The sequence below is a fragment of the Acinetobacter sp. DSM 11652 genome, from assembly GCF_900109815.1.
Taxonomy (GTDB): Bacteria; Pseudomonadota; Gammaproteobacteria; order Pseudomonadales; family Moraxellaceae; genus Acinetobacter.
Window position 1 is genome coordinate 36,482 of sequence record NZ_FOBK01000010.1, and the last position, 14,245, is coordinate 50,726.

11 protein-coding genes are annotated in these 14,245 nt (G+C 38.4%); 7 read left to right on the forward strand and 4 right to left on the reverse strand.

Annotation, left to right across the window (positions count from 1 at the left end; genetic code table 11):
* Positions 1–561: 561 nt before the first annotated feature.
* The 6 genes from BMW42_RS14980 (at position 562) to BMW42_RS10570 (ending at position 7,553) form a co-directional block, all read left to right on the forward strand.
* Entirely contained in the window at positions 562–1,968 is a 1,407-nt protein-coding gene (locus BMW42_RS14980) for a TolC family protein (protein ID WP_092767844.1), read from the forward strand.
* Positions 1,965–4,100 carry a type I secretion system permease/ATPase gene (locus BMW42_RS10550; RefSeq protein WP_092767723.1) on the forward strand — a complete coding sequence of 712 codons (2,136 nt, stop codon included), beginning with the start codon at positions 1,965–1,967 and terminating at the stop codon, positions 4,098–4,100. Before BMW42_RS14980 ends, BMW42_RS10550 begins: the two co-directional genes overlap by 4 nt.
* Positions 4,097–5,284: an HlyD family type I secretion periplasmic adaptor subunit gene (locus tag BMW42_RS10555; RefSeq protein ID WP_035266373.1), complete on the forward strand. Its 1,188-nt coding sequence runs from the start codon at positions 4,097–4,099 to the stop codon at positions 5,282–5,284. Before BMW42_RS10550 ends, BMW42_RS10555 begins: the two co-directional genes overlap by 4 nt.
* Positions 5,285–5,393: 109 nt before the next feature.
* Positions 5,394–5,996 carry an IMPACT family protein gene (locus BMW42_RS10560; protein WP_092767725.1) on the forward strand — a complete coding sequence of 201 codons (603 nt, stop codon included), beginning with the start codon at positions 5,394–5,396 and terminating at the stop codon, positions 5,994–5,996.
* Positions 5,983–6,600 carry a DapH/DapD/GlmU-related protein gene (locus BMW42_RS10565; RefSeq protein WP_092767727.1) on the forward strand — a complete coding sequence of 206 codons (618 nt, stop codon included), beginning with the start codon at positions 5,983–5,985 and terminating at the stop codon, positions 6,598–6,600. The genes BMW42_RS10560 and BMW42_RS10565 overlap by 14 nt, the downstream gene beginning before the upstream one ends.
* A gap of 110 nt (positions 6,601–6,710) precedes the next feature.
* Positions 6,711–7,553 carry a universal stress protein gene (locus tag BMW42_RS10570; protein ID WP_035266378.1) on the forward strand — a complete coding sequence of 281 codons (843 nt, stop codon included), beginning with the start codon at positions 6,711–6,713 and terminating at the stop codon, positions 7,551–7,553.
* Positions 7,554–7,832: 279 nt separating this feature from the next.
* Here BMW42_RS10570 and BMW42_RS10575 read toward each other — a convergent pair whose 3' ends face one another.
* The 4 genes from BMW42_RS10575 to mutS all read right to left on the reverse strand — a co-directional run bounded on the left by BMW42_RS10575 (position 7,833) and on the right by mutS (position 12,696).
* Complete coding sequence (locus BMW42_RS10575) at positions 7,833–8,498, reverse strand: O-methyltransferase (RefSeq protein WP_035266381.1); 666 nt, start codon at positions 8,496–8,498, stop codon at positions 7,833–7,835.
* Between the two features lie 135 nt (positions 8,499–8,633).
* Positions 8,634–9,353: a D-Ala-D-Ala carboxypeptidase family metallohydrolase gene (locus BMW42_RS10580; protein WP_035266384.1), complete on the reverse strand. Its 720-nt coding sequence runs from the start codon at positions 9,351–9,353 to the stop codon at positions 8,634–8,636.
* Between the two features lie 131 nt (positions 9,354–9,484).
* The gene (fdxA, locus tag BMW42_RS10585) at positions 9,485–9,808 is read right to left on the reverse strand and encodes a ferredoxin FdxA (protein ID WP_035266386.1); all 324 of its coding nucleotides are present in this window, start codon (positions 9,806–9,808) and stop codon (positions 9,485–9,487) included.
* Positions 9,809–10,044: 236 nt separating this feature from the next.
* Positions 10,045–12,696, reverse strand: a complete 2,652-nt coding sequence (mutS, locus tag BMW42_RS10590) for a DNA mismatch repair protein MutS (RefSeq protein ID WP_092767729.1) — start codon at positions 12,694–12,696, stop codon at positions 10,045–10,047.
* A gap of 298 nt (positions 12,697–12,994) precedes the next feature.
* Here mutS and BMW42_RS10595 point away from each other — a divergent pair, with 298 nt between their 5' ends.
* Entirely contained in the window at positions 12,995–14,245 is a 1,251-nt protein-coding gene (locus tag BMW42_RS10595) for a dienelactone hydrolase family protein (RefSeq protein WP_092767732.1), read from the forward strand.

A 14,245-nucleotide genomic window follows, 5' to 3' on the forward strand; every position in this document is an offset into this window, starting at 1 on the left:
TTTACATTTATTGGGAATATAGGCAAAGATAAAACTAAGTTGGATGAGGGTCATCACCAAGCTACTGGCAATGTTTCAAATACAAAAGTTTTGACACCGACTTTACAAAAATCGGTGAGTGAAACTTCATTGAAAGTGTCTAGTACACCAAAACCGAAGATTGTTAATGATCAACAAATTAACAGCCAAAACAACTTGCTACAAGCTCCACCTTCAACTGTAGCGAAAGTTGAACATCGTCAAAGTCTTGTATCTAAAGCCAAAGCTTTTTGGCCTTTTAAATCAGGTTCTCATAATAAGTTAGAAACACAGAATGTAATTGAGCGTCCAAACTTGATCGTTCAGCAACCGACTAGTGCTTTGGCTGTAAATAAACCTACAATTGTTTATTCAAAACCAATAGAGCAGAAAGCGAAAATATCTGAACAATCGCAGTCGATTAAGCCAGTTGTAAATATTAAGCCTAAAGCTGATCAAGTCGTCTCTGAACAAAAATACAATACGGTGAATGCTGAACCTCAAGCAAAGAAAAAATTCAGTTTAACTGCATTAAAATCAAATATGGATCAGTTTTTTAAACCTAAAGCTGATGATGACTTTAGACAAGTTAAGTTAAATGAACTGAGTGATTTTAGCTTTGATCCTAAACAGGTCGAACAATTGCCTGTGATAACGACACAAGCTTCGCCTAGTGCTCCAGTATCTTTGATGCCACTTGTGAATGGTACGGCTGATAAACAAACGTTAAGCTTATACGATGCGATTAAGATTGCAGTAGCTAGACATCCTGAAGTGACACAAAGTGTTTCTTCACTCGCATCACAAAATGCATTTATTGATGTTGCTAAAGCCGGTTATTACCCACAGTTGAGTGCAGGTGTTTCAACTGGAGATATGACTTCAGGAGAAAGAGGGCGTCAATTATTTAATGTCAATGCGACACAACTACTTTTTGACTTTGGTAAACAAAAATCACTAGTTAGTACAGAAGAAGCCAAGTTGCAGTTTAGCCAAGCTCAAGCTCTTGTCACAATTGACCAAATTGCTCTTGAAGTGGCTTCTGCCATCGTAAATATTAAGCGATATGAAGAAATTACACGTATTGCACGTGAGCAAATTGCTGGTATATCACGAATCCGAGAAATTGCTAATTTACGTGCAGAGGCAGGTATCAGCAGTCAGGCCGATCCAATCCAAGCGCAATCATATTATGAATCTGCACAATCAAATTTAATTCTGCAAGAAACACAGCTCAATGTATTTAAACAACGTCTTAGAACTTTGATGGGAACAGATATATCAAAATATAACTGGGAGATACCTGAGAGTTTAATTAAGGCTTCAGATATTTATTCAGAGCCAAAGTTTAACGAAATTCCGAAAATGATGGCTGCTAAAGCAGAAGTTGATGTTGCAGAATTGGAAAAAAAACAAACTCAATTGAGTCGTTATCCTACGTTAAATGTTAAAGGTACATTGAGTCAAGCAGTCAACGGACGTAATCCGAATAACAATCAAGACGATGGAACAGATAGTTCTATTATGCTTGAAGCAAATAGTACTTTCTTCCAAGGTGGTGCAATTAGTTCACGCAGTCGTGCGGCATCGTTTGCAGAAGAAGCTGCTAAAGCAAAAGTAAATGCAGTTTATTTAGAAACAATTGATGAAATTCGTCGTGCTCAAGAACAAGTTGAAAATAAACAGCGACAAATGAAAGTATTAATTGATCAACAAGCGACATCAGTCAGAACAAAAGAGTTATATCAAGAACAATATAAACTTGGCACTCGTACAGCTGTTGATCTTTTAAATGCTGAGCAAGCGATTCACCGTTCAAATTCAGATATTGAAACGGCACGTTATGATATTTATGAAAACTTAGTTCAATATATTGCCGCTTCTGGTAAGAGCCGCGATGTATATCAACTTAATAATTTGACCATTCAAGGGGTAGAATTGAAACCATGAATACAAGAATAAATTATCAACCATGGTTACAAGGTGTCCTGACGGTTGCACGTCATTATCGAATTGAAACCTCTGCTGAACGTATTCGCTTAGAACTAAACTGGAATCAGAACCAGTCAGTCGATGACATCTTGGCAATTATGACACGCCAAGTAGGTTTACATGTCCGTAAAGTGGATTTTAGCCCCGATATTTTAAATCCGTGGCGTTTACCGGTATTGGTCGGATTTAAAGATGGGCAAGTTGGCGTCATTGATCGTGCAGATGCACAAGGTAACGCAAGTGTTCAACTGAGCGGTGATGAAGGGTTAGCACAGACATTTTCAGTAGATACATTGTTAGATGTCATCGACTCAGTCTATATTTTAAGACCAGAAACCTCAGTACCTGATGCACGTATTGACGAATATATCAAGCCGTACGAAAAAAATTGGTTTTGGGAAATTGTATTACGCGATTGGAAACGCTATATCGATATTATGTTTGCATCATTGCTTGCAAACGTATTAGCACTCGCGACAATCGTATTCTCGATGAATGTGTATGACCGAGTTATTCCAGCACAATCTATTCCAACCTTGTGGGTGCTAGCAGGTGGTGTATTACTTGCTGCAATCTTTGAATTCGCATTGAAATACTCACGATTAATTCTTTCAGATATGATTGGTAAGCGTGCAGATTTAAGAGTCTCAGATCGGGTCTTTGGTCATGCTTTACGTATTAAAAATAGTGAACGATCTAAATCCACGGGAACGTTTATTTCACAAATTCGTGAACTAGAAGGTGTACGTGAGCTTGTAACATCTACAACAATTACCGCCTTTGCTGATTTACCATTCTTCTTCCTGTTCCTTGGTATTTTTTGGCTCATTGGTGGCAATCTTTTCTGGGTAATTTTGGTGGTTGTACCGCTGATGATTATTCCAGGGCTTTTGGCGCAAAAAAAATTAGCGCAATTGGCTAAAGAGGGTATGCGTGAGTCATCAATACGAAATGCGATTCTCGTTGAAGCTGTTCAAGGTATTGAAGATATTAAACTGCTACGTGCAGAGTCCCGCTTTCAAAATCAGTGGAATCACATGAATGATGTTTCAGCTTCTATCAGCATGAAACAACGTAAAATTGTAGGCGTATTGAATCTTTGGACTCAAAAATTACAGGGGCTGACTTTTGCAATTGTGGTGTTGGTGGGTTGTTTTGCGGTAATGGATGGAGAAATGACCACCGGTGCGTTGGTGGCATGTTCGATTCTATCATCACGTATGTTAGCGCCAATTGCACAGGTTACAGGTGTTCTTGGTCGTTATCAGCAAGCTAAAACAGCGAAAGAAAGTCTTGATGAATTAATGAGTAAACAGGTTGACCATCCTGAGCGTTCACAATTGATTCAGCGATCAGTACTTGATGGTCATTATGAATTAAATGGTGTGGTCTTTAAATACGGCGAAGAAGATCCTAAACCAAGTATCGTTATTCCTAAACTTGAAATTAAACCAGGTGAAAAAATTGCGATTCTTGGGCGTAACGGTGCAGGTAAATCGACCATTCTTCAATTACTTTCAGGTATGCAAACTGCAGTTCAAGGTAAGGTTCAATTAGATAATATTGATATTACCTTGTTAGATCCATCGGACGTTCGTCGTGACGTAGGTTTGTTGAATCAAAATGCGCACCTATTCTTTGGTACAGTCAGAGAAAACTTAACGTTAGGTGCACCATTAGCTACAGATGATGATTTATTAAAAGCACTTGCAGTAACCGGTGCACTCAACTTCATTCAAGAAAAGAAGGAGGGACTAGATCATATTATTTTAGAAGGTGGTGTAGGCTTCTCAGGTGGACAACGTCAGGCACTTTTATTGTCAAGACTCCTCATTTGTCAGCCAAATATTCTGTTGTTAGATGAACCTACAGCTGCGATTGATGATGTATCTGAAAAACAATTAATTGATCATATGAAGAACTGGCTTGGACATCGCACATTGGTTGTGGCAACCCACCGCCGTGCAGTATTAGAGTTAGTGGATCGTATTATTGTGGTGAATGATGGTCGTATCGTTATGGATGGCCCACGTGATCAAATTTTAAATAATTCTGGCCAGCAACAAGCAAATTCAGGGGCTAAATCATGAGCGAAGAATTAAAACAACAACGTTCATTAAAAGTGTCTCAGTTAGAGCCACCATTACCGAAGGTCAGTATTACGATTTGGATTATTGGTCTGGGTTTGCTTGCACTCATTATTTGGGCAGCTATTTTCAAACTTGAAGAAGTTTCTAATGGTACAGGTAAAGTGGTTCCAACTTCTAAGGAACAAGTGATTCAATCTTTAGAGGGCGGGATTCTAACCAAACTTGAAGTTAAAGAAGGTGATATTGTTGAAAAAGGGCAAACTCTTGCTCAACTTGATCCGACACGATTTGCTTCAAATGTGGGTGAATCAGAATCGTTACTACTGTCATCGCAAGCAACAGCTGCACGTTTACGTGCGGAAGTGAATGGTGGTCCACTGGTATTTCCAGAATCAGTTCAAAAAATTCCAAAATTGGTTGCTGAAGAAACTCAGCTTTATCGTTCTAGACGTGCCAATATGGAAGAATCTATTGCTGGCTTAACGCAAGCACTTACGTTAGTTCAGCAAGAATTGAGAATGACAGAACCGCTTGTTGCCAAAGGTGCTGCGAGTGAAGTTGAAGTTTTACGTTTAAAACGTCAAGCAAATGAATTGACCAACCAAATTAACGATATTCGTAACCAGTACTATGTTCAGGCACGCGAAGAGTTATCTAAGGCGAGCACTGATGTCGAAACTCAACAACAAGTGATCAAAGGTAAATCTGATAGTCTGAATCGTACAATCTTTAAAGCACCAGTCCGCGGTGTGGTAAAAGAAATTGATGTGATGACTTTGGGTGGTGTTATTCCTCAGAATGGTAAGTTGATGACCATTGTCCCTTTAGATGAACAACTTTTAATTGAGGCGCGAATTTCACCGCGTGATATTGCATTTATTCATCCTGGACAGGAAGCTTTAGTGAAAATCACTGCGTACGATTATTCAATCTACGGTGGCTTGAAAGGAGAGGTAACAGTCATTTCTCCTGATACGCTACGTGATGAAGTTAAACAAGATCAATTCTATTATCGTGTGTATATTCGTACTGATTCAGACAAGCTTTATAACAAAGCTGGGCAAGCTTTCCCAATCACGCCGGGTATGGTATCAACGGTTGATATTAAGACAGGTCAAAAAACGATTCTTGAATACCTGTTGAAACCATTCAATAAGGCGAAAGAAGCGTTACGCGAACGATAATCTCTATTTTTTCAGTCTGTTTAAAACCCAATCAATGATCTTTTGATTGGGTTTTTTAATATGATTGAATCACGCATAATGTATTTGAGTTCAATCTTTGTAATTTACCATGCCATTTACTCTTGCTCAGACTTATATCTATGAAGAAGATATTAAGAAAAGCCGTTTTCAGGCGATCACCGCACCTGTGGAAAATGAACAGGATGTAAAAGAATTTTTAAACCAGTACTTTGATGCCTCGACGACCCATCAATGCTGGGCATGGAAAATGGGGCATCAAGTCCGTTTTAATGATGATGGAGAACCTTCAGGAACAGCTGGAAGACCCATACTCGCAACGATTGAAGGGAATGAGTTGACTAATATTATTGTATTGGTAAACCGCTGGTATGGTGGTATCAAACTCGGAACTGGAGGCTTGGTACGAGCATACGGAGGTGTTGCTGGGCAATGTTTATTACAAGTCGAAAAAATTGAACTCATCGAAAAGAAAACTGTAAATTTTAAATGCCAATTTAATGAGTGGTCGATTTTTCAATATGAGTTAAATCAACAAAAAATTGAATATATTGAAGAATATGTTGATTCTGGAGTATTGATTACTGCACGTATGCAAATTCATGAAATTGAGCCGTTTAAACTGAAAATCCAAGATGTGACTCGTGGACGTGAGCAATTGAATATAGAGGATGTCGAACGTGACGGAACATGATCCTTTACTCAAGTACCGAGAACAGCATAAACATCGTTTGAATTACATGCCTTGGTTATATTGGTCACTCAAGGCAAAGCATCGTGAATGGGCTGAAGCTTGGCAAAAAGATTATCAAGCCTATTTAATGGACATGGAGACTGTTGAAATTGGAGAAAATTGTTTCATTTCCCCTTTAGCCCATATTTTTGCTGAGCGTGGTCGGAAGATCATTATTGGAGATAATACTTTTATTGCCGCGGATTGTACCTTGCATGGTCCTTTAGAAATTGGGTCTGAAGTCGCCGTTAATCATCATTGTATTTTAGATGGTGGACGCGTTGGGATTAAGATTCATGACCAAGTACGGATCGCAGCTTATTGTCATCTTTATGCATTTGACCATGGCATGAGTTTAGATCAACCTATTTACCAGCAAGCAGTACGCTCAAAAGGCATTGAGATTCATCGTGATGTTTGGTTAGGGGCGCATGTGGGCATTAAAGATGGCGTGACCATACACGAACAGGTGATTGTAGGTATGAATAGTATGGTTACTAAGGATATTCAGGCAAGAGAAGTTGTTGCAGGGAATCCAGCTCAATTTATACGAATGCGTGAATAATTCGTAACGCGAAAGATTGAATTAAATTACATAAACCATGTTCATTTGCCCGAAAGCTATGATAGTTTAAAGAAAAGAACAATCAGACATCATGTCAAAGTGAGGCAATCATGAACCGTGTAATTGCGTGTATTGATTCATCCCCATGTATTCATGCCTTAGCTGAAGCAGCAGCCTGGATTGCGGATCGAACTAAACGTGAGTTAGTCCTTTTACAGGTTTTAGATTACTATCCTGCAAGTTATCATCTGGGTGAAATTAGTGGTGTGATTGGATTTGAAAGTAATGCAATGCTCTTAAAAGAACTCGCGGAATTAGAACAAAAACAAAGTGAATTAGCCTTAGATTATAGTAATAATTTGCTTTCACATATTTCAGAAGTGATTGAAGAAAAATATGGTATTACGCCGATAAAAATTCAAGAAAAAGGTGATTTCCTCGAACAGAGTTTCAATGTTTTAAATGAAAATGACATTGCGATTATTGGTCGAGTGGGTGAGCGCTCCGCAGAAAAACACAAAAGTTTAGGGAGTAATGTAGAGAATTTTATTCGTGGTGCCCGTTGTACGGTTCTAACTGTTGGTGAAACCTTTAAGCCACCAACACGTTTTATTTTTGCCTATGAAGATTCTCAGACTTGTAAAGAAATGATGCATCGTGTTGCTAAAAGTGATTTATTAAGAACACTTCAGTGTCATTTGCTTTATGTGGGTGATCATCCCGAAATTCTTGATATCCCAGCTCAGTATTTACGTGAAGCTGGATTGGATGTGGTTGTTGAATACCGTTTTGGAGATGTCGCTGAGAATATTTTAGATTATCAGCAACAACATCAAATTCAATTAATTGTGCTAGGCGCTTATAGTCGCAGTAAAGTAAAACAATTTTTCTTGGGCAGTATTACGACCAATATATTTAGAAATTCAGTCGTTCCATTGTTGGTTGCTAAATGATCAATCAATTTTGATTAATTTTACTTGATAAATATTGGTTCAACTTTACTGGTAGAAGGTGGATAAATTTTTAGAACAGTAGGGTTTTATGGTTTGATTATTTTATAATCTTTTGATTAAAGCTTATGAAAATCAGGTGTTTGCCATAATATTTTATTTTTATCCACAGGAATACAAACAGGAATCGGGGATAACTTTTTCAGGGCTTTAGTGCAAGAAAAAGGAGTATTCAAATTGATGAATACTCCTTTAAGTGATACTAATGACTAGTATTAAGATTTATTTGACAATCGCCAGTGCAAAACCATCATGTCCTTTACTGCCGACGGTTTGTAAGGCTGTACTCGACAATAGTCGAGGATGATTCTGCATAAGGCGGTACATTTCACGAATACCTTCGATGCTTGGTTTGACATTTTTTTCATCCAAAATATCACCAGCGCGAATCACATTATCTAAAAAAATAATGGTACCTGAGCGTGAAAATTTAAGTGATAGTTCTAAATACTCTGGGTAACTTTGTTTATCAGCATCAATAAATATAAAGTCAAATGGCTCAAAATTTTCAGGTAAAGATTTGAGAATATCCGCAGCGCGACCAACTTTTAATTCAACCGTTTGCTTTAATTTCGCATTGTCGATATTTTCTTGACCGAGTGCTGCATGTGTATCACGACCCTCGATCGTGAGAATATATCCATCCTCAGGAAGAGCTCTTGCTAGCCACATGGTGCTATAAGCCGCAAAGGTTCCAAGCTCTAACACACGCTTACACTGATTCATTTGAATCAACATTTGTAATAACATGCCTTGGTTAGCAGCAACTGCTAGATGGTCAGGAAAACCCTTATCAGCTGTATTTTGTAGAGTCTGAGTTAAAATTGGATCTTCTGGCATCAGATGAGATTCAATATAAGCATCAATATCTGACCATTGTTGTTGCATAACTGAGTACCTGTAGGGAGTTCAGTGCATTGTAATCGTTTCGAGTGAATGTGCAAATTTCTGATGCTTTGATGCTGAAAAATCAGTCAAAAAAAAGAGGTCAAAGACCTCTTAATTAAATGTGATCATCTAAAATTAGTAATGGCATAAAGATGTATTTCGAGTCAGATCGGGTCCCCAAGTTCGGTAACCTTGAGTATCAATATGTATTTGACCAGTCGCATACAAACCTAAGCCCATATTTAAGCTTTGACCATAATTTTGCCAAAATTGGCACAATTTAAATTTAGAATTTTCGATGAATGCATAATCTTCAGCCTGAGGAAATTCAGGACCGATTCTGAAATCAATGGCTGAGTTATACAAGTGTCGAGACGAACCTGCGCCACCAGCACACTGATTTAATGGAAGGTCACGATATACAGATGTAACCTCAAAATCAGTTAAAATCCTTGCTGCAACGAGATATTTAAATACTTTCAGTGTTGGTAACTGATTCGACCATAGCTCACGGTTTGGAACCATATATTCAGATTTACCACATTTCTGCCAAGCACGTGCTGATTTAAATAATTCAAAACTTGGGATAATATTGCCAACATTATTACGTTCTAAGTATTGTTCATATTCTCGTGCTTGAGCTTGGTTATTACCTTGCATCAGCCAAACACGATAAGAATTCGGCATGACTTTTGGTCGCGCTGGACGTTCATAGGTTATTTTTTCTTGTGGAATATATATGCGTTGACCATCATTGGTGACGATTGTTCGTCCTTTTTGAGGGGAGGACGTACATCCAATCAATATCAACGATATTGCACTGATTGAGCACAAGCCCTTCAAAATTAATTTCATTATAAATAAATTTTACTAAAGCAAATAAGTTTCTATTTTATGCTAATTGATTATCAAGAATGCGTATAAATTGCAAATAAATGTACCAATTGGGTATAAAAAAGATCAGCCGAAGCTGATCTCTCATTGGATTATTTTTCTAAATATTGCAATTTATTTGGTTTGCCATTCCATTCTTCACGGTCAGCTGGCTGATCACCAATCTGAGTAATATTTGGCCATTTTTCTGCAAGTTCAGCATTGAGTTCGATAAAGACTTCTTGACCTTCAGGTAGTTCATCTTCCGAGAAAATGGCATTTGCAGGGCATTCAGGCTCACATAACGCGCAGTCAATACACTCATCTGGATTAATGACTAGAAAGTTTGGACCTTCATAGAAACAGTCAACTGGGCAAACTTCTACACAGTCTTGATACTTACATTTAATACAATTTTCAGTGACAACAAAGGTCATGGCGTCAGCTACCTAAAAAATATGGTTCTAATAACGAATGCTGTATTTTAGGCAAATTGAACGAAACTAACAATTCCTTTTCTTGATATTTAATATAGGGGATGCTACTAAATCAGTAATATTTATGATGAGACCTCTTGGATTTCCAAATTCTTAGGCATTTTGTCTCTGAATTTCAAAAATCATGAATAAAAAAAGCCAGCAGTTGACTGGCTTATTGATTGAGTGTGCTTGAACTAAGATTTTTGGAGTAATTGTTTGAGTTGGTAGAGTTGGTCTAAAGCCTGTCTTGGACTTAAGTCATCTACAATAATTTCTGAAAGGAGTTGTTCAACTTGAGAAGGTTGATGAATTTCAACCACATTTTCAACTTCAATAATTTTTTCTACAGGTTCACTATTTGAAAATAAATCTTGAGAGAACAGATCTTTTTGCACAGGTTGAGTTTGCAGTTGGAGTTTCTCCAGTTTTTTAAGTTTAGCTTGAGCCTCTTTAATCACGTTTTGAGGAATACCTGCTAGTTTAGCGACCTGTAAACCATGACTTTGACTTGCAGGACCTTTTTGAACCTTATGCAATAAGATGAGATGACCATTCACTTCTTGCGCAGTGACATGATAATTATCAATACACGGATCCATGCCTAATTCTGTTAATTCAAAATAGTGCGTTGCAAAAAGACATAAACATTTAATGCGATGCGTCAAATCAAGAACACAAGCCCAAGCTAATGACAAACCATCATAAGTGCTTGTGCCACGACCTACTTCGTCCATCAATACCAAAGATTGTTGAGTGGCATGATGTAAAATTTGAGAAGTTTCCGTCATTTCCACCATAAATGTAGATTTGCCAGAAGAAAGATCGTCTGCTGAACCGATACGCGTAAAGATCCGATCAATAGGTCCCAATTTGGCAGATTTCGCTGGAACGAAACTACCGCAATATGCTAAGAGCGTAATTAACGCCGTCTGACGCATGAATGTAGATTTACCACCCATATTTGGGCCTGTGATAATCGACATACGATGCTGTACATCTAGATAAGTATCATTTGGGGTGTAAGGCGTTTTAATCAGTGATTCAACAACGGGATGGCGTCCTGCTTGAATGTGTATTCCAATTTCAGGGCTAAATTCCGGACGATTCCAATTATATAATCTTGATAGATGTGCGAAGTTTGTCAGTACATCCAGTTGAGCAATAGCACTCGCCATCATTTGAAGATTGGCAATATCTTGACGTAATTCATCCAATAACATTTCAAACAAAAGTTTTTCACGAGCCAATGCACGCGATTCGCTTGAGAGCACTTTATCTTCGAAAGACTTCAATTCAGGGGTGATATAACGTTCAGCATTTTTTAATGTTTGACGACGAATATAATGGGCAGGAGCTTGTTCTGCTTGCGCTCTGGTTAATTCAATATAGTAGCCACTCACTCGGTTATAACCGATTTTTAGTGTGTTTATACCTGTTGTTTCTCTTTCTTTGATTTCTAAATCAATTAAAAATTGTCCTGCATGATCGCGTATTTGACGAAGTTCATCCAATTCATGATCAAAACCATTTGCAATGACATTGCCATCTCTGAGTAGAACAGGTGGGTTTTCCACAATGGCTGACATGAGGCGATGATGTAAACCATTAAAGTCACCCAATTCCTCATTCAATTGATTGATTAAAGCGGATTGCGGTGTTGAGGTCATTGGTGCTAATGCATGGCGTAAATACGGAATCTGAGCACAGGCTTGACGTAGTTGCACTAAATCACGTGGTCGCGCACTTCCTAATGCCACACGGCTGAGTACGCGTTCGATATCACTGATTTCTTTTAATACCAGACGAATTGGAGCTTCATGATAGCCAGAGAGTATTGTTTGTATCGCATCTAAACGCTGATCTAACAACGCAGTATCACGAATCGGTTGCATTAAGGTTCGACTAAGTAGTCGGCTACCCATAGCCGTTTGACATTGGTTGGTCAAATCAAATAATGAAGTGCCATGCTCAAACAAAGGATCAATGATCTCTAGATTTCGTCGCGTCACAGGATCAAGAGCGATAAAATCGGAGCTTTGTTCAAGTCGAATTGAACGAATATGTGGCAAAGCTGTTTTTTGGGTATCTTTAGCATAATGAATTAAAGCTGCCGCGGCTGCTTTCGCTAACTCAAGATGTTCAATTCCAAAGCCAGATAAAGTACTTACGGCAAATTGATCACATAAAGTTTTTTGCGCATTATTCAGATTGAAGTCTACATTTGGGCGTTTTGTAACGGGACAATCAAGAATTTGCTTAATCTGTTCAACCACTTCTGGATACTTGAAATCTTCATCAATCAAAACTTCACTTGGCATAAGACGCGCAAGTTCCAGAGGAAGTTGTTCAGCTTGAAAATTTTGTTGTTGGACTTTAAAAATACCTGCACTGAGATCTAATAGGGCGATACCAATTTCATCAGATTTAATACAGATGGATACTAAATTTGAACTCTGATAGTCATTCAGCAATGCATCGTCTGTCAATGTACCCGGTGTAATAATTCTGACTACACCACGTTCGACAGGTCCTTTACCAGTGACTTCCCCAAGTTGTTCACAAATAACAACGGTTTCACCTTTTTTAACTAAACGCGCTAAGTATCCTTCTGCTGCATGATACGGAACTCCAGCCATGGGTATCGGTTGTCCATTCGCTTTACCGCGGTGGGTTAACGTAATCCCTAAAATTTTGGCGGCTTTATGCGCATCGTCAAAAAATAACTCGTAGAAATCACCCATACGATAGAACATTAACGAATGCGGGTGCTGTAATTTCACCGTCATGTATTGCTGCATCATTGGCGTCAATGTTGAAAGATCGATATTGGATTGATCTAAAGTCATCTTTGAAAAAAACCTGTAGTTAAATTTTGAAACGAAGAAGTACTGCTCAAGCTTAGCATGAGAAAAAATGCGTAAATCGATTATAAGATCTATTTTTAGCAAAAAATAAATGAGTCGAACCAATATTATAACCAACGACTCAATTTCGTTTATTGAATAATTAAATTCGATATCCATTTATGCAAATTCTTTGTGTAAAGAATCAGCAGTCTCTGGATAGTCTCCGCATTTTTTGGACAGTTTGTTATCGCATTTCATTTCATGATCAGATCATATTCGATGTCTTAGGGAAGAAAAAATGACAGGTCAAACGATTGAGATCACTACCAAATCAGGGAATCGCTATTCAGGGTATTTGGCAGTCCCAGAAGCGAAGAAAGGTTCAGGGATTGTATTGTGTCATGAAATATTTGGTATCAATGCAGCGATGCGAGCAAAAGCTGACTTTCTCGCAGAGGAAGGCTATACCGTTTTAGTCCCTGATCTATTTTGGCGTACTGCACCAAACATTGAGTTAGGTTATACACCTGAGGATTTTGAAAAAGCTTTTCAACTTTATCAACAATATGATGAAGATCAGGGTGTAAATGATATTCGTGAAAGTTTAGATTTTTTAACGACTTTAGATGCGTGTGACACGACTTCGGGTCAGTCAGTGGTGGGATATTGTCTTGGTGGAAAACTTGCATATTTGGCGGCATGCCGTATTGATAACTTAGCGTGTTCGATTGCTTACTACGGTGTAGGCATTGAAAAAGCGCTCGATGAACTCTCGAATGTGAAGGGTAAGCTTGTGTTACACATGGCTGAACTTGATCAATTCTGTCCAGCTGAAGCGCGAAATCAAATCACTAAAGCATGCGCACAATTTAAACATATTCATGCTTATGTTTATGAAGGTGTTGATCACGCATTTGCACGACCGAACAGCGATCATTATCACAAACCATCGGCGCGATTCGCCCATGAACGTACCGTAACAGCATTACATGAAACGGTTGGCCCTCACTATGACTTAGTTGCATTGTGGGAAGAGCATATCAGACATGAGTTCGACACGCGCGATGTACCAGCAACCATGGCAACGATGGTCGCTCAACCGTATGTGAATCACATTCCAACATTGACAGGTGGTGTGGGATATAGCCAGTTAGCGCGATTCTATCGATATCATTTTGTACATCAAAACCCTCAAGATATGAAAATCACCTCAATTTCTAGAACTGTGGGATCTACTCAGGTTGTGGATGAATTCATCATGAGTTTCACTCACGACACTGAAATTGATTGGTTATTACCAGGTGTAAAACCGACTGGAAAATATGTCGAAATTCCAATGTTGGGGGTCATTCAGTTTAGAGGTCCAAAACTTTGTCACGAACATATTTATTGGGATCAAGCTTCTGTACTTGTCCAAATCGGATTACTTAATCCAGAAGGATTGCCTGTCGCAGGCGTAGAAACAGCGAAAAAACTTTTAGATGAAGATATTCCTTCAAATGGCTTGATGCCAAGTTGGGAGTCGAGTGCTGGTAAGCCAATCGAATAA

Bases quoted from the DNA above. Each gene is read 5' to 3' on its own strand.
- BMW42_RS14980 (WP_092767844.1), top strand. From the start codon at position 562: ATGGATCAGTTTTTTAAACCTAAAGCTGATGATGACTTTAGACAAGTT.
- BMW42_RS10550 (WP_092767723.1), top strand. From the start codon at position 1,965: ATGAATACAAGAATAAATTATCAACCATGGTTACAAGGTGTCCTGACG.
- BMW42_RS10555 (WP_035266373.1), top strand. From the start codon at position 4,097: ATGAGCGAAGAATTAAAACAACAACGTTCATTAAAAGTGTCTCAGTTA.
- BMW42_RS10560 (WP_092767725.1), top strand. From the start codon at position 5,394: ATGCCATTTACTCTTGCTCAGACTTATATCTATGAAGAAGATATTAAG.
- BMW42_RS10570 (WP_035266378.1), top strand. From the start codon at position 6,711: ATGAACCGTGTAATTGCGTGTATTGATTCATCCCCATGTATTCATGCC.
- BMW42_RS10575 (WP_035266381.1), bottom strand. From the start codon at position 8,498: ATGCAACAACAATGGTCAGATATTGATGCTTATATTGAATCTCATCTG.
- BMW42_RS10580 (WP_035266384.1), bottom strand. From the start codon at position 9,353: ATGAAATTAATTTTGAAGGGCTTGTGCTCAATCAGTGCAATATCGTTG.
- fdxA (WP_035266386.1), bottom strand. From the start codon at position 9,808: ATGACCTTTGTTGTCACTGAAAATTGTATTAAATGTAAGTATCAAGAC.
- mutS (WP_092767729.1), bottom strand. From the start codon at position 12,696: ATGACTTTAGATCAATCCAATATCGATCTTTCAACATTGACGCCAATG.
- BMW42_RS10595 (WP_092767732.1), top strand. From the start codon at position 12,995: ATGACAGGTCAAACGATTGAGATCACTACCAAATCAGGGAATCGCTAT.